We start from the raw sequence: 19,753 nt of genomic DNA on the forward strand, positions 1-19,753 counted from the left end.
CTTTTTAAATTTTTATCTTAAGTCGTTTTGAATACTGCAAGCGCCTTGAATATATCTCTTAGCAAAGCCTGGCTCAAAACTATCTGAAACCATACCCATGTTATCTAGCAATCTATATTTTGCATAAGATAGTGCAGTCTCAGTTGTAGCGATCTCTTTTAAAGCTGTGTTGTACTCGTTTTCTGCATCAAGTAGGTTGATAAGGTCGCGGCGGCCGATTCTAAACTCATCTTGGTATGCATCAAGAGTAGCTTTTGAATATTCAACGTGTTGATTTAGATATCCCATTTTTTCTTGGTCAAGAACATAGTTTTGCCATGAAAATTCCAAAGACTCTTTAAGCTCTCTTACAAGGTTGTCCATAGTTTGTTGCTCTTGTTGAACAGCAAGTTGGCTCTTCTCTTTGTCTAGCTTATCATTACCTTTGTTGTAAAGGTTATAGTTTAGTCTTAAAAGAGCATCAAATGTTTGCTCTTCATAATCATCATATAAAACATTTGAGTGATCATAAGCACCTGATACAACAAGATCTAGTTTAGGTAAAAATGGTGCATTTTTCTCTTTTACAACAGACTCTGCCATAGCGATGTTTGATCTTTGAACTAGAAGTGTTGGGTTGCAAAGAACAGCTTTGTCATAAACAGCCTCTTTAGTGCTTGGTAATGGCAGGTTAAACTCAGGCATTACTAGATTTTTAGCAGCAACTTTTCTTCCATATAGTTTTTCAAATGTAGAAAGTGCATCCTCGTAATTGTTTTTAGCAGCTACATAGTTTGATTGAGCCAAAGTATAGCGTGATCCAGCTTGTCTCTCTTCAGAAGCTACGCCATAACCTGATCTTGCTCTATCTTTGATTTGGTTATAAATTTCTTCATGGCTTTTTACATTTTCTTCTTCAATATCAAGAATTCTCTTTGTTTGAAGAACTTGCAAATAAGCATTTGCAGCGCTTAGTGTTAGTCTATCTGCAGCTTGAGCTACTGTGTAAGCAGCTGAGTCAAGTCTTGCGCTTTGAGAGTTGATTCTATTTTTATCAGCACCACCATTGTAAAGGTTTTCAACTAAAGTTAAAGATGCGCCAGATACTCTGCCATCGCCTCTTCTTGTTGAGATACCATCATCAAGACGTTTTCTCTCATATCCTACTCTAGCAGCTGCATCGAGTGTTGGATAGTAAGCATTTTTAGCTATTTTTAGATCTTTGCCAACTTGTAAGTAGTTAAATTCTGTAGCTTTTAAACTTGGGTTTTCATTTAAAATAGTTTTTACAACTTGATCCAAAGTCAATACGCTATCATCAGCTTGTGCTGTAGCTGCTGCTTTAGGCTCAGTTGATATAGTTTGCTCTATATTAGATTTCTTAGCTGATTGAGCATTTGTGACAGGTGACTTAGCTCTCATTAAAGCATCTTTGTAACCTGACTCATTTTGAACTTTAGCTAACAACTCATTAGCTTCATTTTCAGAAACTGGAGTTGTATCAACATATAAAAACTTTCTTCCACCAACTTCATAAACGCCAGTAGTTAGTCTGCTATCTGATATTTTGCTGTTTACTTTGCTAACAGCACTATCGATTCTAGCAGCGCTATCATCTTGAGCGAATGAAGCTAGAAAAATCCTATAAGGGACATCTTGAGCAGACAGCAACGTTGCTGCGGCCAAAGCACTAATTGCTAACATCTTTTTCATAACTAGATCCTTTTACCTTTTTATTGTCAAGCTTTGGCTCGACTTTTAGTGCGAATTATACACCAAGAAATATTAAACGTATTTTAAATATCTTATGACAAAAAAATAATCTTTATATCGTCTTAGAAAATCGCCTTAAATTCTCTGGAATTTTCTTAAGATATTCATCAAAACACATTGCAATATTTCGTATTATCAGCGTTCCTGTCTCATTTACAGTGATTTTATCTGTCGTAACATCGACAAATTCACTTAAATTCTTTAGCTCTTCAAGCTCATTTTTGAAATGTTCAAAGAAATTTATATGAAATTCATCCTCGACCGCCTTAATATTAAGCCCAAAATTGCTCATCAAACTCATAATAACACTTTTTCTAAGCAAATCTTCATCGCTTAGATAAATTCCCTTTGCATATGGCAACTTTCCACTATCGATCGCCTTTTCGTACTCATCCATATCTTTGTGATTTTGTGCGTAGTGTCTTTTACACTCGCCGATGCTTGTCACGCCTATGCCGATGAGATCAGCGCCACCTTTTGTTGTATAGCCTTGGAAATTTCTATGCAAAGTGCCATTTGCCAAAGCGCCAAAAAGCTCATCATTTGGCTTTGCAAAGTGATCCATTCCTATCATTTTGTAGCCATTTTTAGTTAAAAACTCAGCTGTAAATTTTAAAATTTCAAGCTTTACTTCTGGATTTGGCAGGGTTGTCTCGTCAAATTTACGCATTGACTTTTTTATCCACGGCACGTGAGCGTAGTTAAATACTGCAAGCCTATCAGGATCAAGAGTAAGAGCAAGCTCAAGCGTCTTTTTAAAGCTCTCTAGACTTTGATATGGTAGGCCATAAATTAGGTCCATATTGATTGATTTTATGCCCTTTTCTCTAGCTATTTTTACGGCATTTTGAGTGACCTCGTATGGCTGAATTCTATGAATTTCTTTTTGCACCTTTTCGTCGAAGTCTTGCACGCCGTAGCTTATGCGGTTAAAGCCGTGAGATATGAGCACATCAAGCTGTTCGTTTGTCAAAAATCTCGGGTCTATCTCGCAGCTTATCTCAGCCTCTTTTGAGAAATTTTTAAATTTAGCCTTGATAAGTTTGATGATCTCATCAAGTTGTTTGGCATTATAAAATGTTGGTGTGCCACCGCCAAAGTGCATCTGCAAGACCTCAGTGCTTGTATCTAGATGGCGAGCTAAAATTTCAAGCTCTTTTTCTATATATCTTATATATCTCTCTTTGCGGTCCTCTTTGCTCGTGTATATGACGTTACAGCCACAAAAATAGCAAGCACTCCTGCAAAAAGGCAGGTGCAAATAGAGCGAAAGCGGTCTTTTTTTATCCCGGTTTTCAAGCTCTTTTATATAAGCCTCATAGCTAAATTTATCACTAAACTCCGGTGCTGTCGGATAGCTCGTATATCTTGGCCCTGGCCTTGAATACTTCACGTACGCACTAAAATCAATCATCTGCCCTGCTCCTTGCCATTTGGATCATCTCTTTTATATCTACAAATAAATTTGGATGCTCTTTTTTTATATTTTTTACTAATTTTTCAAGATCTATGTTAAACTGCCTGCTCTTTTTACCATGCGCGATCTTTTTGATCTCATCCATCGCAACCACCCAAACATCGCTAAAATCAACTGGGATATTTTGCCAGATCGTCTTTTCAAGTCTTAGGTCAAAATTCTCTTTTTGTGACTCTTTTAAGGCCTCTATCAAAGCTGAGAGCGATTGTACTGAAACAACCGTGTGTAAATTTTGATTTTCATCAATGCCAAACCACGGCTCTTTCGAGTCCCAAGAGCCACTTTTTAAATTTAAGATATGCTCGTTTGGATTTTTCGTTGAAACTATCTCAAAGACCGTTTTTTCAGGGCTACTTAGCCCAAGTGTAGTGCCGATCTCATCTATCTCATCATATATATTTTTCTCTTCACTCATCTTCTTCTCTCATCTAGCCAGACCATCACGCCTTTTTGAGCATGAAGTCTATTTTCCGCCTCGCTAAAAATTTCATCCGCATGCCTCTCAAAGACCGTCTCGCTCACCTCGTAGCCTCTATAAGCTGGCAAACAGTGCAAAAATATCGCATCTTTTTTAGCTAAACTCATCAAATTTTCATCCACGCAGTATCCAGCAAAGTCTTTTAACCTCTTTTCTTTCTCAGCCTCTTGCCCCATCGATACCCAAGTGTCCGTAGTCACTACATCGGCACCATCTACCGCTTCTTTTATATCATTTGTGATAAAAATTTTCGCCCCTGAAATTTTTGCGTTTTCATTAGCAATTTTTAAAATTTCAGCGTCCGCCTCATAGCCTTTTGGCGTAGCCACTCTTAGCTCAAGGCCAAGTTTGCTTGCTAGCATGAGCCACGAGTGGGTCATATTGTTGCCGTCTCCTACGTAGGCAACCTTCTCGCCTGCGCTAAATTCAAGCATGGTTAGATAGTCCGCCATGAGCTGAACTGGGTGAAATTTATCACTTAGCCCGTTTATCACTGGCACACTTGAAAATTTAGCAAATTCTTCTAGTGTCTCGTGACGATCGACCCTTAGCATCGCCATGTCACACATTCTGCTTATCACTCTAGCGGTGTCACGGATTGGCTCGCCGCGGCCTATTTGTATATCATTTTTGCTTAAAAATAGCGCATATCCGCCAAGCTCATGCATGCCCACATCAAAGCTCACTCTAGTTCTAGTCGAGCTTTTTTCAAATATCATCGCAAGCTTTTGATCTTTGAGATATGGCTTAAATTCTCTAGCCTTCGCCTCTTTTTTGATCTTGCGGGCTAAATTTATCATCTGCTCGATTTCATCTTTGCTAAAGTCATTTAGCGTCAAAAAGTGCCTCATCTTAGCTCCTTAAAATTTTAGCCGCTTCTTTTGCGTGATAGGTGATGATCAAATTTGCCCCTGCTCTTTTAAAGCCGATCAAGGTCTCCATCATAACACGCTCATAGTCGATGATACCAGCTTTTGCGCCAGCTTTTAGCAGTGCGTACTCGCCGCTTACGTTATAGACGCAAAGTGGCAGAAGTGTTAAATTTCTTAGCTCTCTAACGATGTCAAGATAGGCAAGCGCTGGCTTTACCATCAAGATATCAGCGCCTTGCGCTTCGTCCTGCAAGCTCTCATTTATAGCTTCAAGGCGGTTTGCACTGTCCATTTGGTAGCTCTTTCTATCGCCAAAGCTTGGTGCGCTTTGTGCCACGTCACGAAATGGTCCGTAGTAAGCTGAAGCAAATTTAGTCGAGTACGCCATCACTGGTAAATTTTCATAACCATTGCTATCAAGCGCCTCTCTTAGCGTTGCGATGATACCGTCCATCATACCGCTTGGTGCGATCATGTCAGCGCCATTTTGAGCGTGTATCAAGGCTTGTTTTGCTGAAATTTCAAGCGTTGCATCGTTGTCTATTGTGTTATGCACGTGGTCGATTATACCGCAGTGACCGTGATCTGTATATTCGCAAAAGCAAAGGTCTGTTATGACAAATAAATTTGGAAATTTATCTTTTATGGCACGAAGCGTCGTTGCGATGATGCCGTCATTACTTAGTGCGTCGCTGCCAACGCTATCTTTTAGGCTTGGTATGCCAAATAAAATGATCGATTTTATACCTAAATTTACTATCTCTTCACACTCTTTTAAAATCTCATCGATACTCATTTGATAGACGCCTGGCATCGAAGCGATCTCGTTTTTAACGCCTTTGCCCTCGACTACAAAGAGCGGATAGATGAAGTCATTTACGCTAAGGCTAGTCTCTCTTACCATCTCTCTTAAAGCTGGATTTATTCTTAATCTTCTAAAACGTTTAAACATATTTTTGCCTTTTCTTTGTTAAAATGCGTGATTTTTAGCTAGTTTAGCACAGTTGGAGTAAATTTAAAATGAAAATAGAAATTTCAAACGCCGCAAATCTGCCCTCGAGATTTGGTACTTATAAGGTTCAAGCATTTAAAGAAGGGACAAAAGAGCACCTCGTGATCTACAAAGAGCCTCTAAGCGAAGTGGTAAATCTTAGAATTCACTCCGAATGCCTAACTGGCGATGCGATCGGAAGCCTAAAGTGCGACTGTCGCGACCAGCTCGAAGCGAGCCTAAAATATATCGAAGAAAATGGCGGCATGGTTATCTACCTGCGTCAAGAGGGCAGAAATATCGGGCTTTTAAACAAGATAAACGCTTACAACCTGCAAGATAAGGGCTTTGATACGATAGAAGCCAACCACCAGCTAGGCTTTAAGGCTGATGAGAGGACGTATGAAGTGGTTGATTTTATCCTAAATCACTACGGCATAAAAGAGGTAAATTTACTCACAAATAACCCATTAAAACTTCACGGACTAAGCTCAGTAAAGATCGTAAAACGCGTGCCTATCGTTATAAAACCAAATAAATTTAACGAAGGCTACTTAAAGGTCAAAAAAGAGCAAATGGGACACATCTTGTGAAGAAAAATGAACTCTGCTTGCCAGCTGAATTTAACGAAAAAGTAAAGGCTTACGCTCAAATTTTTGCTAAATTTAACAAAGTTCATAGCTTAAGCAACTATAAAGATATAAGCGAGCAGGTGCTTGATAGCATAAAGCCGCTTGAAATTTTTGACCTAAGTGCCAAAACGGCGATCGATGTTGGTAGTGGAGCTGGCTTTCCAGCGATATTTTTAGCGCTTGCGATGCCTCAAACGAAGTGGCACCTTTTTGAGCCTATAGCCAAAAAGTCATCATTTCTAAGCTACGCTAAGATCGAGCTTGGCTTGCAAAATTTAGAAGTTCATAGCCAAAAGGTCGAGCTTGCAGATAAATTTACGGCTGATCTCATCACTTCAAGGGCTCTTAGCAAGACAAAAGAGCTTATAAAAATTTGCAAGGGATTTTATGATGAGAGCACTAAATTTCTCATCTACAAGGGCTCTAGCGTCATGGATGAAATTTCAGGCATCAACGCGCAAATTTATAATGAAAAAAACAGAAACTACATATATTTTAATCTCAAAAATCAAGGAGAGATACGTTGAAATACTTGCTTTTTGTAGCGATTTTGGTTGCGATTTACATCATATTTTTTAAAAATAGAAAAAAAAGCGACAAGATAAGCACCAGCAACTTCGAAGAGTGCAGCAAATGCGGTGTCTTTAGCGACATCGATCAAATGGTGTTAAGGGACGGAAAATACATCTGCAAAGAGTGCATAAAGGGTGAGAGATGAAAATTTTGGGTGATGAGCTGATCAAATTTGAACCGCTATTTCTTTGCAAAAGCGAAGATGAAATTTCAAACAACAGGCAAAATCTCTTTAAATTTGATAGAAATTTGATAAAAAAAGCGCTAGAAGCTGGAGCAAAATTTAGCATCATTGTAAATGACATAAACGAAGCTATCATCGCAAATGCCGCTGGAGCAAAATTTATTATTGCCGATATTACGCTAGCAAAAGATCTGGCAAAAGTTGCGCAAAACTACCTATTTGACGCACTTATCGCTGTTTTGATAGAGAGTGAAGCAAGCCTTTGTGAGCTTGCTAAATTTGAGATCGACGCAGCGATCTTGCCAAATGCTATAAAATAAGGAAAAAAATGGAAATTTTCAAAACCGCTTTTTTAATGGTTGCTTTAATGCTAGTCTTTATCGCTGTTGGCGGTTACGTGGGCGGCGAACAAGGCATGATGATCGCCTTTTTGATGGCGGCTGGCATGAACCTTTTTTCGTACTTTTTTAGTGACAAGCTCGTGCTTAAGCGATATAACGCCATACCAGTCGATGAGAGCAACGCTCACGGCCTTTACGAGATCGTCTCTCGTCTCACACAAAAGGCGAATTTACCGATGCCAAAGGTCTACATCATCCCAGAAGAGGTGCCAAATGCCTTTGCCACGGGGCGCAACCCAAGCCACGCAGCTGTTGCAGTGACAGAGGGTCTTTTAAAAATTTTAAATGAAAACGAGATCGAGGGCGTGCTAGCTCACGAGCTAAGCCACGTAAGACACTACGACATCCTAACTGGCTCAGTCGCAGCCATACTAGCTGGGGCTATCGCGATGGTCGCAAATTTTGCCAAGATAGGCACTCTCGCTGGTCAAAATCAAAACTCGCAGCGAAACGCCAACCCAGTGATTATGCTAATCATCGCCGTTGTGATGCCACTAGCTGCTACGATCATCCAAATGGCGATCTCAAGGGAGCGCGAGTATAAGGCAGACAAAGGCGCAGCCTATCTAACGGGACACCCAGAGTGGCTAGCTAGCGCGCTAACAAAGCTTGAGAGCTACTCAAATTCTTACGTCATGCAAAACGCAAGCGAACAAAGCGCACATATGTTTATCGTAAATCCATTTGGCTCGCTAACTAGCAAGCTTAGCGTGCTTTTTAGAACGCACCCAAGCACCAGCGACAGGATAGCTGAGCTTCAAAGGCTTGAGCAAGAGATAAAAAGAGGTATGTAGAATTTAGCTCTTAGTAAATTTGGGCTAAATTTTTCGTTTTTTGGTTTAAATTTTAAATATAGATAGTCAAATTTTAAAATTTATGAGCGAGCATATCACGGCTCTAAATTCAGTGGCGAGCTTTGCGAGACCTAAATTTAGTAGTCTGCTAAGGCGAGTGAGTAAAGTTTTAAAATTTGCAAAATAGCTTTATCAGTCTAGATAAGTGTCAGCAAATTTTAAAATTTCATGAACGAGCAATTTCGGCTCTAAAATTTGAGCTAAGCTGTAAGCGAAGCCAAATTTTAGTAGTCAATTCTTGCGAGTGAGTGAAAGTTTAAAATTTGCTTTGAGATATAAATTGATCAAAAGGGAGACAAGGGGACTTGAATTACGAAGCCGTCCCCTTATCTCCCTTTAGATCCCACAATCCCCTCGCACGTTAGAGGTGGCATGCGATAGTGCTAGCGCACTGCATGCAGTTTTTATGCTAAATAAACTCAGACAAATTTTAAAATTTGCAAAGACAACTTGGCTAAAAACTAAATTTACAAGCCAAAAACTTAAATTTAACCCCAAATTTCACTGAATTCTCTTGCAGTCTTCGTCTTTTATGGTGTATTCAAAAAGTAGTTCGCCGTTTTCTGAGTAGAAAATTTCATCCAGGCTAACGCCGATGCTTAGCATATTTAAAATTTCTTTATCCTTGCAAGCGGTTCTTAAATTCTCTTTTTTTATAGCCTCGATAAATTCCAAAAGCTCTTTTTCTTCAAGCCTTTTGATCTCTTGTTTTCTTGCGTGTTTAACGGCGTATCTGTAGATGAGCGTGTCGCCAACGTTTAAGATATCGTTAAGCGTTAGCGTCGGCGTGCAGATAAATGGGAGCTTTTTTTTGTAGTATGTTGCGTGATTTTTCGCCGCCATATCTGGCGTAAGAGCCAGAACAAGCGAGCAAAAAACCAGAGCAAAAAGGGCTACTCGCAACTACTCTTATCCAGCTTCAAATCAAAAAGATGTCTGCCCTCAAAGCCGTAGCTACCACTTAGTGTGATGCCGCGATTTAGCGCAGCTCTTGCCATACCTGAGTTACAAAGCGCCTCTTTTCCATTTTGATAAAATTCATCTTTTAAAGCCGAAATTTGAGCCTTGTTGTAGCCTTTTAGCTTCTTTGTCTTAGTCTCGTTTAAGACAAACTCGCCATGTATGTTTAGCCCGTCACTGCTTACATCTTTTAGCGTGATCATCTCATCGACCCTGCTTGGTAAATTTGGCTTTGCGGTTTGGACGACAAAGGCTGGGATCTGCTTTGTATCAAGCTGATTTAGTATCTGCTCATAAACTTTAAACTCACTCTCTTGCACACCAAAAGCAAGGCTTGCAAGAGCTAATAAAACGATCTTTTTCACATATTACCTTTATATAAATTTTCTAGTGATATTTGGCGAGAGTTTGACTAAGATGTCGTAGTTTATCGTGCCAAAAAAATTAGCCCAGACATTTGCGTCCTCAAAGACACAGACCCATTCGCCACTATCCTTGCAGCTAAAGCTATCCATCGAAATTTTGCCAAGTACTAGCTCGCCGTTTGCAAGCCTTAGCTCACCAAGTCCATTGTATCTTAGCAGTCCGTCGCCATATCCAAGATCATAAGTAGCGACGTTTATATCATCTTTTGCTATAAATTTAGCCCCATATCCCACGCTTTGACCACTTTTTAAGACCCGCCTGCTAACGCGCTTTGCCCAAAGTGAAAGCACTGGCTTTAAATTTAAAGAGCCATTAAACTGAGCATATCCATACTGAGCGATGCCCACGCGCACCATCTCATCTTTTATCTCGCTCGCTCTTTCAAGGGCGGCTGAGTTGTGAGAGTGAAAGATCGGTTTTTTTATACCAAACTCATCACAAAGAGCTAAAATTTTCGCTTTTGCGGCGTTAAAATTTTCTCTTTGCACGAAATAATCAGCATTTAACTCATCACTTGCGCGAAAGTGCGTATAAGCGCCAAGAAGCTCTAAATTTCTTCTGGCTAAAATTTCAAATGCATAATCAAGCTCGCTTATATCAAGCCCATTTCTATGCATGCCAGTGTCGATAGCAAGGTTGATTTTTGTATTTTCTTTTATCTTTAAAAGTGCGTCTATGTCGTTTATGGCGTAGGTAAATTTAGCGCTCTCATCGCCTGTTGGGATGTGCGAGAGGATCAAGATATTTTCAAAGATATCAGCGATCTCATTTGCTTCACACTCGCTCTTTACAGCGCAGTTTTTTATGCCAAATTTCTTAGCCTCGCTAGCTATGAGCCTTGCGCCGTGCCCATAAGCGTTATCTTTTAGCACGACGATAACATTTTCTTTTCCGCCAGCTTTGTCACAAATTTTAGTTAGATTGTGGATATAAGCTGCTTTGTTTAGGCGTATCTCAGACATTGAAATTCACATCATAAGCTTTATAAACGTCAGGCAAGAGCTTTCTTACGTTGTAGTCAAATGCATAAAATTTAGCGTAAATTTCTTTTAGATCAGCCTCTTTAACCTTGCTAAAGTCAAAGACATCAGTGCCATTTACCTTTGGCACTTGGCGGTCTAGCTCAGCAAAAAATGCCGACCTAGCCTCTAAAATTTTCTCTATCTTCTCTTTTACTTCTTGAGATTTTTCCACCTCTACTCCTCTATAAAAATTTTCATCTCATCGCCATAAAGCTTGACATAAAGGGTCTTTTGACCTGCAAATTTATGCGTATCAGCAGCGTAATCCTCATAAAAACTCACGCGAAAGAGCTTGTCGTTTTTAAGATTTGGATAAGGCGTGATGAGAAAATTTGAAAAAGCGATATGTTTTTTCTCTTTTTTAGAAAAGATAGCTCGTTTCATATTTTTAAAATTTTCTAAGCTCATGCCGTCATATCGCTCAAAATCTTTATCATAAAATTTCAAATAGCTATCGATGTCACTCTCGCTCCAAGTCTTTTTCCAGTTAAGAATTCCAGATATGATCACCGCTATGTCATTCACGCTTGCTTCTGGGCGCTTGTCCTCATAGATAAATGCGAGCGTTTTTTTGTGGTCTATAACTTCGTCAAATTTCATCAAGATGTCATTTTGCATAGCCACGCAGCCCTTTGTCTTTAGCTCATCTGTCCTTTGACCATCAAGCGGATAGCCATGTATCCAGATGCCACTGCCATTGCGTTTTGCAAGCTTATCAAGCAAATTTGGATATGAAAGAGAAAAGGCAAGAGGGCCCAAATATCTATCATTTGGCGTAAATCTACGCGTGAGCTGATAGACACCAACTGGCGTTTTTAGATCGCCCTCAAGCAGTTTATCGCCATTTTTGCCAACGATGACGCTTGAGCTAAAGAGTTTTTTTGTAACTCCGTCTTTATAAGAGATGACCTCAAGCTCTTTGTCAGTCTTATCAACCACGCTTAGAAGTATCTCGTTGTCGTAATATCCGTATCTAACGTCCTTGTCTTTGAGCTTGTTTAGCCAGTAGTCCTTACTTAAAATGTTCTTCTCAATGGCTTCTATGACGGCAGATGGGCCATTTTTTAAGTAAATTTCTTCGTAATTTTGGGCAAAAAGACAAGGCGCTAACGCGATGAAGAAAAATAGTATCTTTTTCAAGTGAAGTGTCCCAAAAAGTAAAATTTAGTGCGTAATTATAACCTAAAAAATTTCAATTTTTAAATTTTAAAGGGAATTTTAGTTTCTTTATATGTATAATCTGAAAACCATTATTAATTTACCATAAAGGAAAAATATGAAAAAACTTGTTTTTGGTGCATTGCTTGCGGCATCTACACTAGTGGCGGCTGACATCAGCCTAGAAAATGTCAGAGCAAGAGACACAAAGCCTGGCACAAACAACAGCGCTATTTTCATGGATATCAAAAATGCTTCAAATGCCGATGTAAAGCTAGTTGGCGTTCATTCAAGTGTTTGCAAAAGCACTGAAATTCACACTCACAAGATGGAAAATGGCATGATGGCTATGGTTCAGGTTGAAGACGCCGTTATCCCAAAAAATGGCGAGACAAAGCTAGCGCCTGGCGGTCTTCACATCATGCTTATGGATCTAAATAGACCTATAAAAGATGGCGACAAGGTTGATCTGGAGCTTAAATTTAGCAACGGCGAGAGCATCAAGCTTGATAATATCGGAGTAACCAAAAACTTTAAATAATGAAAAAAATTCTAATCATTTTTTCACTCATATTTATCGTAGCAGGTGCTTTTTGGATAGGTCATAAATTTATGGTCAGCAAAGAGGATCCGCCTGAATTTGCCGATGTAAATACATCGCTTGATCCTCTAAAATGCGATCTAAACAAAGATGCTTGCGAGGTGAAATTTAATGGCGTTAAGCTAAAGATAGACATCTCGCCAAGACCGATCTTTGCGATGAGGCCGTTTAGCTTTAAGATCATTAATGGCAAAAATTTAGGGCTAAAAGATCCAAACCTTGTAATCGATGGCATAAACATGAACATGGGTTCTATAAAGGCAAGGCTTGATCAAAGAGGCGATAATCTAATAGCGCAAGTCGTGTTAAGTGCTTGCGTGGTCGATCTTATGAGGTATAGGTTTAAGCTGCTTGATGGCGAAAAAGATACTGGGTTTTTTGTCGATCTCGATCTAAAAATGTAAGGGCAAATGATGAAAAAGACACTTTGGGGCTTAATAATAATCTTAATATGCGCAGGTCTTGCGATGCTTTTTATAAAGCCAAACAAGTATGATTTTAAGGCGCTTTCAGAGCATGGCGAAGTGAGTCTTAAAAACTATAACGGCAAGTATAAAGCGATATATTTTGGTTATCTTTACTGCCCCGATGTCTGCCCTACTACGCTCTCTCTTGTGGGCGATGAGCTAAATAAACTAAAAAGAGACGACTTTGAGCTACTTTTCATCACTCTTGATCCTGATCGTGACACGCCCGAAAATTTAACCCTAATGGCAAAAAATTTCTACAAAGATGCAGACGGACTAAAGATGAATGATCTACCAAAAGTTGCTAAAAACTACGGCGTAAAATACCAAAAAGTGCATCTTAAAAACTCTGCTATGGGCTACTCTGTCGCTCACAGCTCTGCTATCTATCTGCTAGATAAAGATGGGAATTTCTACAGCGAAATTTCAAATTTAACTAGTGAAAATATCAGAGAAAATCTTTTAAATTTGATAAAAGATAGACCTTAAATTTATCTTTTAGATCAAAACTTCTTATTTTTAAAGAAAAACTTCTTAAACAGCTATACAATTCTTTTTAAACTAGCCGATATAAAATTCAAATCATTATGTAAAGGAATTCGTGTGAAGTCAATCACCAATAAAATAGCACTAATGCTAATAGTTGCTCTATGTATTTCGTTTGTGGCTATGTCAGCTGTTAGTTACTACACTGCTCAAAACAAAACCATCGAGCTAGTCACACAAGCTCAACGTCAAATTCTAAAAGATGTTAAAAATGCAATGGATACATTTTTTAATAACAATCTTCATATCGTGGATAGCATGTCCTCTATCTTGTCAAAGCTAGACGAAAACCGCAACGGCATCGACGCCATCTTAGCTCAAGCCAAATCGATGTCAAATAAAGAGGTTGGGCTTGTTTATGCTGGCTATAATGACGGTGCGATGTACCGCTCAAATGGCAAAAATGAAACCCCAAAAGATGGCTATGATCCAAGAGCTAGAGACTGGTATAAACTAGCTAAAGAAAAAAATGGCATTACCTTTACCGATCCTTACGTATCTGCATCTTTGCAACAAATGGTGATAAGCTTCGTTGCTCCTATAAAAGACATCGGTGTAACAGCGACAAATGTTAGCATCGAAGAGCTAAGCAAAGAGATCATGAGTATCAGCAAGACTGATTATAGTTATGCTTATGTAGTAGATAAAGATGGCAAGATCATCATTCACCCTGACAAAGATCTAGTCGGCAAAGACAATCCAACCACAAGCAAGCTAGTCGCTAGATATAAAAATAAAGAATTTAATGAAAATGGACTAATTGCCTATAAAAACACAAAGGGCGAGGATAGATATGCTGACTTCATAGAGCTAAACGATCGTGGCTGGCTGGCTATATCTGCTATGCAAAAAGATGTATTTACCACAAATACTATGCCCCTCCTAAAGATCCAGCTAATCCTAGCAGTGCTATTTATCGTTATCCTTTCAGCATTTGTCTATTTCTTACTTAAAAAGTCTCTTAACCCTATAAAAACTATCCAGTCTAAGCTTGATGATCTATTTAAATTTGTAACTTACGAAGCAAAAGCACCAAGCAAGCTAGAGGTAAGATCAAATGATGAATTTGGTGAGATGAGTAAAGCGATAAATGAAAACATCGATAAAGTCGTAGCTGGCATCAAAAAAGATAGCACTATGATAGATGAGCTAAATAAGGTAGCAAATTTAATGATCAAAGGAAACCTTGGAGCAAAGATAGGCTCAACTCCAAACAACCCATCACTAAATGAATTAAAAGAGCTACTAAATAAATTCTTTACATCTATCTCAGCAAATTTAAAAGGCATAACAAACGTTCTTAGCTCATATACTAAAAACGACTTTACAGCAAAGGTTGAGATAAATGAAGAGCTAGAAGCCGATCTAAAGGCTATGATACTTGGAGTATCTAATATGGGTGAAGTAATTTGCACTATGCTAAACTCAAATTTAAATGATGCCAAGATGCTTGAAGAAAAGGCTACAACTTTGGCTTTGGCTATGAAAGAGCTTACACAAGGTGCTAGCACACAAGCAAATAGCTTACAAGAATCAGCAGCTGCAGTTGAGCAAATGTCAAGCTCAATGAATGCCATCTCTCAAAAGACAGCTGATGTCATAAGACAAAGTGATGAAATTAAAAACATCATAACTATCATTAGAGATATAGCAGATCAAACAAACCTTCTAGCTCTTAATGCAGCAATTGAAGCAGCCAGAGCAGGAGAGCATGGCAGAGGATTTGCAGTTGTTGCTGATGAAGTTAGAAAACTAGCAGAAAGAACACAAAAATCTCTAGGAGAGATAGAAGCAAATACAAATGTACTTGCTCAATCAATAAATGAGATGAGTGAATCTATAAGAGAGCAAAGTGAAGGCATAAATATGATAAATCAATCAGTTGCTCAAATAGATAATCTAACAAAAGAGAATGTTGTAATTGCAAACCAAGCAAACGAAGTAACAAGCGATGTTGATAACATGGCCAAGACAATAGTAAGTGAAGTAAGAAAGAATAAATTTTAATCAAACTACTTCATATATCTTCATAAATTTCAACCTGGTTTAGACTGGGTTGGGATTTAATCTTTTTAAATTCTAAATCTTAAATTTAATCTTTGTGTTTATCTATAAATTTCAAATTTAGTACTCAAGAATTATCTATCAAATTTTAAAATTTTATGAGCGAGCATATCACGCTTCTAAATTTAGTGGCGAATGGTTATGAGCCCTAAATTTAGTAAGTTGCTAAGGCGAGTCATATAAGATAATATTTCTCACTACTATACCTTATTATTTTTTTTTAATATGCTGAGCGTCTCACCGAATACTACACAGTCCTCTTCGTCGTCAGCGTCAGATGTGTATAATTGACAGGGAGACAAGGGGGACTTGAATTACGAAGCCGTCCCTTTGCCCCCCTTTTTAAATCCCCCAATCCCCTCGCACGTTAGAGGTGGCATGCAATGGTGCTGGCGCACTGCATGCGGTTTGCTATGTTAAATTTGAAATTTGTTTGGGCTTACTAAAGTTTAAATTTACACCCCAAAACAAAAATTTAAATTTACCTCACCTTATAATGCACGCTACCGCCATATGCGATGTCTTCGGCTTTTACGTCATCGCTTGTTAAGATTTCGCTTATCTTGCCACTTGCTTCAAGCCTTTCTCTATTTTCCTGAGCGTCTTCTTGGTAGCTATAAACCATCGCAACGCTCACCACGCCGCTAATGCCCTCTATCATCTTAAAAACTCTGATCTCATCTTCTATGCTCTCTGAGCTAACGACCACCACGATCCTATCTTCTGCATCAGTGATGATCTCGCACTCTTTTAACTTGCTTATCTCGTTTTTGACACTCTCATTTTTATTATCCGTATAGACTATCAGACTTGAAATATTCATCTAACTCTCCAAAATAAAATTTTCTTCTCATAAGCAGAGGTCACAACCTCGTTGTCGCTTATAAAAACTATGCTATTTATCGTGCTTTGCCCAGTTTTTAGCATAGCGATATTTTCCATGCTAGCACTATCAACTAAATTTACATCGCTCATCTCATCGCTCATATATGCAGCGATCTTGCCGTCACTACTAAGCCCCACGCCATAAACCAAAAAGCCAGTGTTTATCTTTTTTAGCGCTCCAGCAGAGAAGATGCCAACGATCCTGTCGGTGCCTCCACTTATCATGACGCCATTTTTATAGGCGATGTCGTAGATATTATCAGTGTGGATATCTAAAATTTTGTCCATCTTTTTAGTGCGAACATTGTAAAAATAGACCTTACCGCTCTCGCAAGCGATCGCTAGCGTGCCTCTATCCTCGCTTATCTCCATGTCTGAGAGCATTGCGATTGATATCTTAAAACTATCATAAATTTCGCTACTTTTTAGGTTTAAAAAGTAAATTTCATTGCTGATCGAGGCAAGTGCGACGTGCTCTCCGTCTAAAAATAGAGCCTTTTTTATCGCTTGATTAGCCATTTTTATGCTTCTTATCTGCCCATTTTCTCTTAGATAAAGTACCTTTGTAGCGTAGTCGCCCTCGCTTAGGATGAGTATCTTGCCATTTAGCTCATCGACATTTAAAATTTTTGGTCTTTCATGGTCGCTAACGTAGGTTTTTATATCATCCATTTTGATGATCTCGTCAAATTTAGACTCTTTTGGATCATAAATTTCAACCGTGCCACCATCAGTTGCGATAAAAAGTTTGTAATTTATCAGCGTAGTATTAAGCACATTTGCACTAGCTTCTATCTCTTTAATAGGCGTTGTGATCTCATTTGCAAAGATAAAATTTAACAAGCAAAAAAGAAAAAATAAAACTCTCATAAAGCCTCCATCTCAAGCGAATTTTTAAAACAAACATCAAAGCACTCGCCGCAGCTTACGCAATTTTGATTGATTATGGGACGAAAAACACCAAGAAACTCAACCGCTTTAAATTTACAAGCATCAAGGCAGTTGTAACAAATCGTGTCATTCCACGCTAGGCAGCTAGCGACGTTGATGCTAACCTTTGCGTTTATGCTCTTTGGCGAGTTTAAGCTTAATGCCAGGTGGCCGCTACTTTGGCAAGCTTTCGCGCACTCTTCGCAAAAGTCGCAGCCTAGCTTTTTAACTTTAAAAATAACTCTTTCATTTTCAAAGCTAAGAAGCTCTTTTTCACAGGCACTGACGCAGCTAGCCTCACAGCCAGCGCAGTCAAATTCACCGCTAAAAAATGGTGGATTTATAAATTTGGGAGCAGGTTTTGCCCCCAAAATTTTACTAATTAGCTCTCGCCTGCTTTGCATTACTTAACGCCGTCATTTAAAACGTCTAGTAAATTTGACTTATGTGAGCCGTTTTTATCTCTAAAGTCAGGCTTAAATTTATTGCCAACGAGCTGAGTTACGCCATTTTGTTGCTCGACGTGACAAGTTGTGCAGTTATATCTCTCATCATCAAGCTTGCCTGCAAGATCTTTTTTGTTTCTGATGTCATAAAGGTGAGAAGCTGGGATAGGAGTTGCTCCGCTATCTTTTGCAAACTCAGGCATGTGGCAGGTTACGCACATATTCATATCTTTTGTGATAGGCACCAAACCCTCAGTGTCATGCGGGATAAACGGAGGTGCGTTTTCAAAAGATCTGTCAAACCTCTTTGCCATACCTGCTGGCTCTTTTGTGTAGTTGATGTCTTTTAAAACAACGTCTTTATCGTCTAACAAATCGACATTTCTAAGGCCGATTTGCGAATCGCTAATGCTTGGATTATTCAATGCACATGCCGCTAAAAAGGCAGCGCATAGTGCTCCAAGCGCCATTATTTTCATTTTCATTTTTCTCTCCTTAAATTTCTAATACTAAAATTTAACGCCCCGTCGCCGCAAACGTCGATACATCTACCGCAGCTTATGCACTCGCTTGAGCTAACCGCTCGGCTCTCTTTACCGATCATATCTAGCACTTGCACCTCTGGGCATATGAGCTTGCACTTCATGCACTTTGTGCAGGCATCTGCGTCGTGTTTTACTCTGATGAGTGCAAATTTTGATATCACCGCGTAAAATGCACCAAGCGGGCAGACATGTGAGCAAATTCCACGCTTTAGCACGAACATATCAAAGGCCACTATGCCAAGGGCGATGCCAATGGTGCTAACTGAGCCGTAGATAATGCCACGCTGGATGATACCTATAAAGCTAATGCTCTCAAACGCTGGCAGCGAGAGAGCTAGGCTTAAGATAAGAGTGAGCGCTAGCAAGTAGTAGCGCAAATTTTTACTTACGTTTAAAATTTTCTCGCCCTTAAAGCCAAATTTCTCTCTTAGCTTGTAAGCAATATCCGTTAGTAAATTTACTGGGCAAACCCACGAGCAAAACGCTCTAGGAGCGATAAGTGCATAAAATACAAAGACGATGATCGCACCGATTACCCCATTTATGCCTACGCTAAAGCTTGCTAGTAAAATTTGAAGCACCGCAAATGGATCGCTTAGTGGAATTTGTCCAAAAAGCGTAGATGAGCTTAAATTTCCGCTAAGTATCTTAAACCCATAAACATTTCCTAGGATAAATAGCACTAGGATAGAAATTTGAGTTATTCGTCTTAAGATTAAAAATTTCATAGCTCACCGCCATTTAGATAGTCAGTCGCCTTTTTGATGTCGAGCTTTATCTTGCTGTTGGCATCATCCACGCGCCTTTCATCTTCTTTTATCCAGCCTTTGACGTAGTTATCGCCAACTTTGCCAAGCACAACCTCGCGGTTTAGCACAGTAATGGCTGCTTTTTCGGTGATACAGGCTCGCTCGCACACGCCACAACCCGTGCAGATATCGCTATCAACTACTGGGAGCAAAAACGCATGCTTTTGCGTCCTTTCGTTGCGGCGATACTCAAGATACAAGGCCTTATCTATGAGCGGACAAGATCTATAACAAGCATCGCACTGTATGCCCCAGTAGGCCACGCAGTTTTTCATATCGACCACTGCAACGCCCATTTTGGCTTTGTTTATGTCTAGTTTGCCAGCTGTGCTTACTAAATTTGCGTCCAGTGCCCCAGTCGGACAGACTGGCACGCAAGGGATATGCTCGCACATATGACAAGGAATTTTTCTAGGCTCAAAATAAGGCGTACCGACACTTATACCATCTTCAAGAGTAGCAAGTTTTAGCGTATCAAATGGACAGGCCTCTACGCAAAGTCCGCACTTGATACAGCTCTTTAAAAACTGCTCCTCTGCTTTCGCACCAGGCGGTCTAAGAAGTACAAGCGGTGAGGCTTTGGCACTAAGCGACCATATAAAGCCTCCACCAAGAGCTAAGATCACTGCCTTAGCTCCAAATTTCAAAGCTTCTCGCCTACTTGAAAATTCCATATCAGC

25 protein-coding genes and 1 pseudogene are annotated in these 19,753 nt (G+C 39.3%); 10 read left to right on the forward strand and 16 right to left on the reverse strand.

The annotated features are described in order from the left end of the window. Positions 1 to 12 precede the first annotated feature (12 nt). From CVT08_RS06720 to hemB, 5 genes are all read right to left on the reverse strand, one after another. Positions 13 to 1,692: a TolC family outer membrane protein gene (locus CVT08_RS06720; protein WP_107856820.1), complete on the reverse strand. Its 1,680-nt coding sequence runs from the start codon at positions 1,690 to 1,692 to the stop codon at positions 13 to 15. A gap of 112 nt (positions 1,693 to 1,804) precedes the next feature. Further along, on the reverse strand, positions 1,805 to 3,166 hold the full coding sequence (hemN, locus tag CVT08_RS06725) for an oxygen-independent coproporphyrinogen III oxidase (RefSeq protein ID WP_107856821.1): 1,362 nt from the start codon (positions 3,164 to 3,166) through the stop codon (positions 1,805 to 1,807). Further along, positions 3,159 to 3,644 (reverse strand): DUF2603 domain-containing protein, encoded by a 486-nt coding sequence (locus tag CVT08_RS06730; RefSeq protein ID WP_107856822.1) that lies wholly within the window; start codon positions 3,642 to 3,644, stop codon positions 3,159 to 3,161. The genes hemN and CVT08_RS06730 overlap by 8 nt, the downstream gene beginning before the upstream one ends. Next, positions 3,641 to 4,558: an ornithine carbamoyltransferase gene (argF, locus tag CVT08_RS06735; RefSeq protein WP_107856823.1), complete on the reverse strand. Its 918-nt coding sequence runs from the start codon at positions 4,556 to 4,558 to the stop codon at positions 3,641 to 3,643. The genes CVT08_RS06730 and argF overlap by 4 nt, the downstream gene beginning before the upstream one ends. Position 4,559: 1 nt before the next feature. Beyond that, complete coding sequence (gene hemB, locus CVT08_RS06740) at positions 4,560 to 5,531, reverse strand: porphobilinogen synthase (protein ID WP_107856824.1); 972 nt, start codon at positions 5,529 to 5,531, stop codon at positions 4,560 to 4,562. A 68-nt stretch (positions 5,532 to 5,599) separates the two neighbouring features. Here hemB and ribA point away from each other — a divergent pair, with 68 nt between their 5' ends. The 5 genes from ribA to htpX are packed head-to-tail and all read left to right on the forward strand — an operon-like array spanning position 5,600 to position 8,154. Further along, positions 5,600 to 6,163, forward strand: coding sequence for a GTP cyclohydrolase II (gene ribA, locus CVT08_RS06745; protein WP_107856825.1), 564 nt, complete (start codon positions 5,600 to 5,602; stop codon positions 6,161 to 6,163). Then, complete coding sequence (gene rsmG / locus CVT08_RS06750) at positions 6,160 to 6,729, forward strand: 16S rRNA (guanine(527)-N(7))-methyltransferase RsmG (RefSeq protein ID WP_107856826.1); 570 nt, start codon at positions 6,160 to 6,162, stop codon at positions 6,727 to 6,729. Before ribA ends, rsmG begins: the two co-directional genes overlap by 4 nt. Further along, positions 6,726 to 6,920 (forward strand): hypothetical protein, encoded by a 195-nt coding sequence (locus tag CVT08_RS06755; protein ID WP_009294554.1) that lies wholly within the window; start codon positions 6,726 to 6,728, stop codon positions 6,918 to 6,920. Before rsmG ends, CVT08_RS06755 begins: the two co-directional genes overlap by 4 nt. Beyond that, the gene (locus CVT08_RS06760) at positions 6,917 to 7,279 is read left to right on the forward strand and encodes a hypothetical protein (RefSeq protein WP_107856827.1); all 363 of its coding nucleotides are present in this window, start codon (positions 6,917 to 6,919) and stop codon (positions 7,277 to 7,279) included. The genes CVT08_RS06755 and CVT08_RS06760 overlap by 4 nt, the downstream gene beginning before the upstream one ends. 8 nt (positions 7,280 to 7,287) lie before the next feature. Then, complete coding sequence (gene htpX, locus CVT08_RS06765) at positions 7,288 to 8,154, forward strand: zinc metalloprotease HtpX (protein ID WP_107856828.1); 867 nt, start codon at positions 7,288 to 7,290, stop codon at positions 8,152 to 8,154. Positions 8,155 to 8,715: 561 nt separating this feature from the next. Here the strand turns inward: htpX and CVT08_RS06770 are convergent. Genes CVT08_RS06770 through CVT08_RS06790 form a run of 5 tightly spaced genes read right to left on the reverse strand, consistent with a single transcriptional unit; the run spans position 8,716 to position 11,762 of the window. Next, entirely contained in the window at positions 8,716 to 9,117 is a 402-nt protein-coding gene (locus tag CVT08_RS06770) for a flagellar protein FlaH (RefSeq protein WP_107856829.1), read from the reverse strand. Further along, positions 9,108 to 9,539, reverse strand: a complete 432-nt coding sequence (locus tag CVT08_RS06775; RefSeq protein ID WP_021088382.1) for a hypothetical protein — start codon at positions 9,537 to 9,539, stop codon at positions 9,108 to 9,110. Before CVT08_RS06775 ends, CVT08_RS06770 begins: the two co-directional genes overlap by 10 nt. A gap of 9 nt (positions 9,540 to 9,548) precedes the next feature. Then, a complete protein-coding gene (locus CVT08_RS06780) occupies positions 9,549 to 10,562 on the reverse strand; it encodes an alanine racemase (RefSeq protein WP_107856830.1) in 1,014 nt (337 codons plus the stop codon). Then, entirely contained in the window at positions 10,555 to 10,794 is a 240-nt protein-coding gene (gene cmeU / locus CVT08_RS06785) for a CmeU family protein (RefSeq protein ID WP_107856831.1), read from the reverse strand. The genes CVT08_RS06780 and cmeU overlap by 8 nt, the downstream gene beginning before the upstream one ends. A gap of 2 nt (positions 10,795 to 10,796) precedes the next feature. Further along, positions 10,797 to 11,762 carry a L,D-transpeptidase family protein gene (locus tag CVT08_RS06790; RefSeq protein ID WP_004317576.1) on the reverse strand — a complete coding sequence of 322 codons (966 nt, stop codon included), beginning with the start codon at positions 11,760 to 11,762 and terminating at the stop codon, positions 10,797 to 10,799. A gap of 136 nt (positions 11,763 to 11,898) precedes the next feature. Here CVT08_RS06790 and CVT08_RS06795 point away from each other — a divergent pair, with 136 nt between their 5' ends. The 5 genes and pseudogenes from CVT08_RS06795 (at position 11,899) to CVT08_RS10455 (ending at position 15,401) form a co-directional block, all read left to right on the forward strand. Next, positions 11,899 to 12,321, forward strand: a complete 423-nt coding sequence (locus tag CVT08_RS06795; protein WP_107856832.1) for a copper chaperone PCu(A)C — start codon at positions 11,899 to 11,901, stop codon at positions 12,319 to 12,321. Next, entirely contained in the window at positions 12,321 to 12,785 is a 465-nt protein-coding gene (locus tag CVT08_RS06800; RefSeq protein ID WP_103581939.1) for a hypothetical protein, read from the forward strand. The genes CVT08_RS06795 and CVT08_RS06800 overlap by 1 nt, the downstream gene beginning before the upstream one ends. Before the next feature lie 9 nt (positions 12,786 to 12,794). Beyond that, positions 12,795 to 13,337, forward strand: a complete 543-nt coding sequence (locus tag CVT08_RS06805; RefSeq protein ID WP_107856833.1) for an SCO family protein — start codon at positions 12,795 to 12,797, stop codon at positions 13,335 to 13,337. Positions 13,338 to 13,610: 273 nt separating this feature from the next. Continuing rightward, positions 13,611 to 14,132: pseudogene (locus tag CVT08_RS10450) on the forward strand (PDC sensor domain-containing protein); the annotation flags it as partial. A gap of 828 nt (positions 14,133 to 14,960) precedes the next feature. Then, positions 14,961 to 15,401, forward strand: a complete 441-nt coding sequence (locus CVT08_RS10455; RefSeq protein WP_413784347.1) for a methyl-accepting chemotaxis protein — start codon at positions 14,961 to 14,963, stop codon at positions 15,399 to 15,401. Positions 15,402 to 15,939: 538 nt separating this feature from the next. Here CVT08_RS10455 and CVT08_RS06815 read toward each other — a convergent pair. From CVT08_RS06815 to napG, 6 genes are read right to left on the reverse strand one after another with little or no spacing between them, the layout of a single operon-like run. Continuing rightward, entirely contained in the window at positions 15,940 to 16,281 is a 342-nt protein-coding gene (locus CVT08_RS06815; RefSeq protein ID WP_107856835.1) for a chaperone NapD, read from the reverse strand. After that, on the reverse strand, positions 16,278 to 17,213 hold the full coding sequence (locus CVT08_RS06820; RefSeq protein WP_107856836.1) for a WD40 repeat domain-containing protein: 936 nt from the start codon (positions 17,211 to 17,213) through the stop codon (positions 16,278 to 16,280). Before CVT08_RS06820 ends, CVT08_RS06815 begins: the two co-directional genes overlap by 4 nt. Beyond that, a complete protein-coding gene (locus tag CVT08_RS06825) occupies positions 17,210 to 17,677 on the reverse strand; it encodes a 4Fe-4S ferredoxin (protein ID WP_107856837.1) in 468 nt (155 codons plus the stop codon). Before CVT08_RS06825 ends, CVT08_RS06820 begins: the two co-directional genes overlap by 4 nt. Continuing rightward, positions 17,677 to 18,204: a nitrate reductase cytochrome c-type subunit gene (locus CVT08_RS06830; RefSeq protein ID WP_107856838.1), complete on the reverse strand. Its 528-nt coding sequence runs from the start codon at positions 18,202 to 18,204 to the stop codon at positions 17,677 to 17,679. Before CVT08_RS06830 ends, CVT08_RS06825 begins: the two co-directional genes overlap by 1 nt. After that, the gene (gene napH / locus CVT08_RS06835) at positions 18,201 to 18,992 is read right to left on the reverse strand and encodes a quinol dehydrogenase ferredoxin subunit NapH (RefSeq protein ID WP_107856839.1); all 792 of its coding nucleotides are present in this window, start codon (positions 18,990 to 18,992) and stop codon (positions 18,201 to 18,203) included. Before napH ends, CVT08_RS06830 begins: the two co-directional genes overlap by 4 nt. Next, positions 18,989 to 19,747: a ferredoxin-type protein NapG gene (gene napG, locus CVT08_RS06840; RefSeq protein WP_413784348.1), complete on the reverse strand. Its 759-nt coding sequence runs from the start codon at positions 19,745 to 19,747 to the stop codon at positions 18,989 to 18,991. Before napG ends, napH begins: the two co-directional genes overlap by 4 nt. Positions 19,748 to 19,753: the final 6 nt, after the last annotated feature.

The organism is Campylobacter concisus, assembly GCF_003048835.2.
In the GTDB taxonomy this organism is placed as follows: domain Bacteria; phylum Campylobacterota; class Campylobacteria; order Campylobacterales; family Campylobacteraceae; genus Campylobacter_A; species Campylobacter_A concisus_D.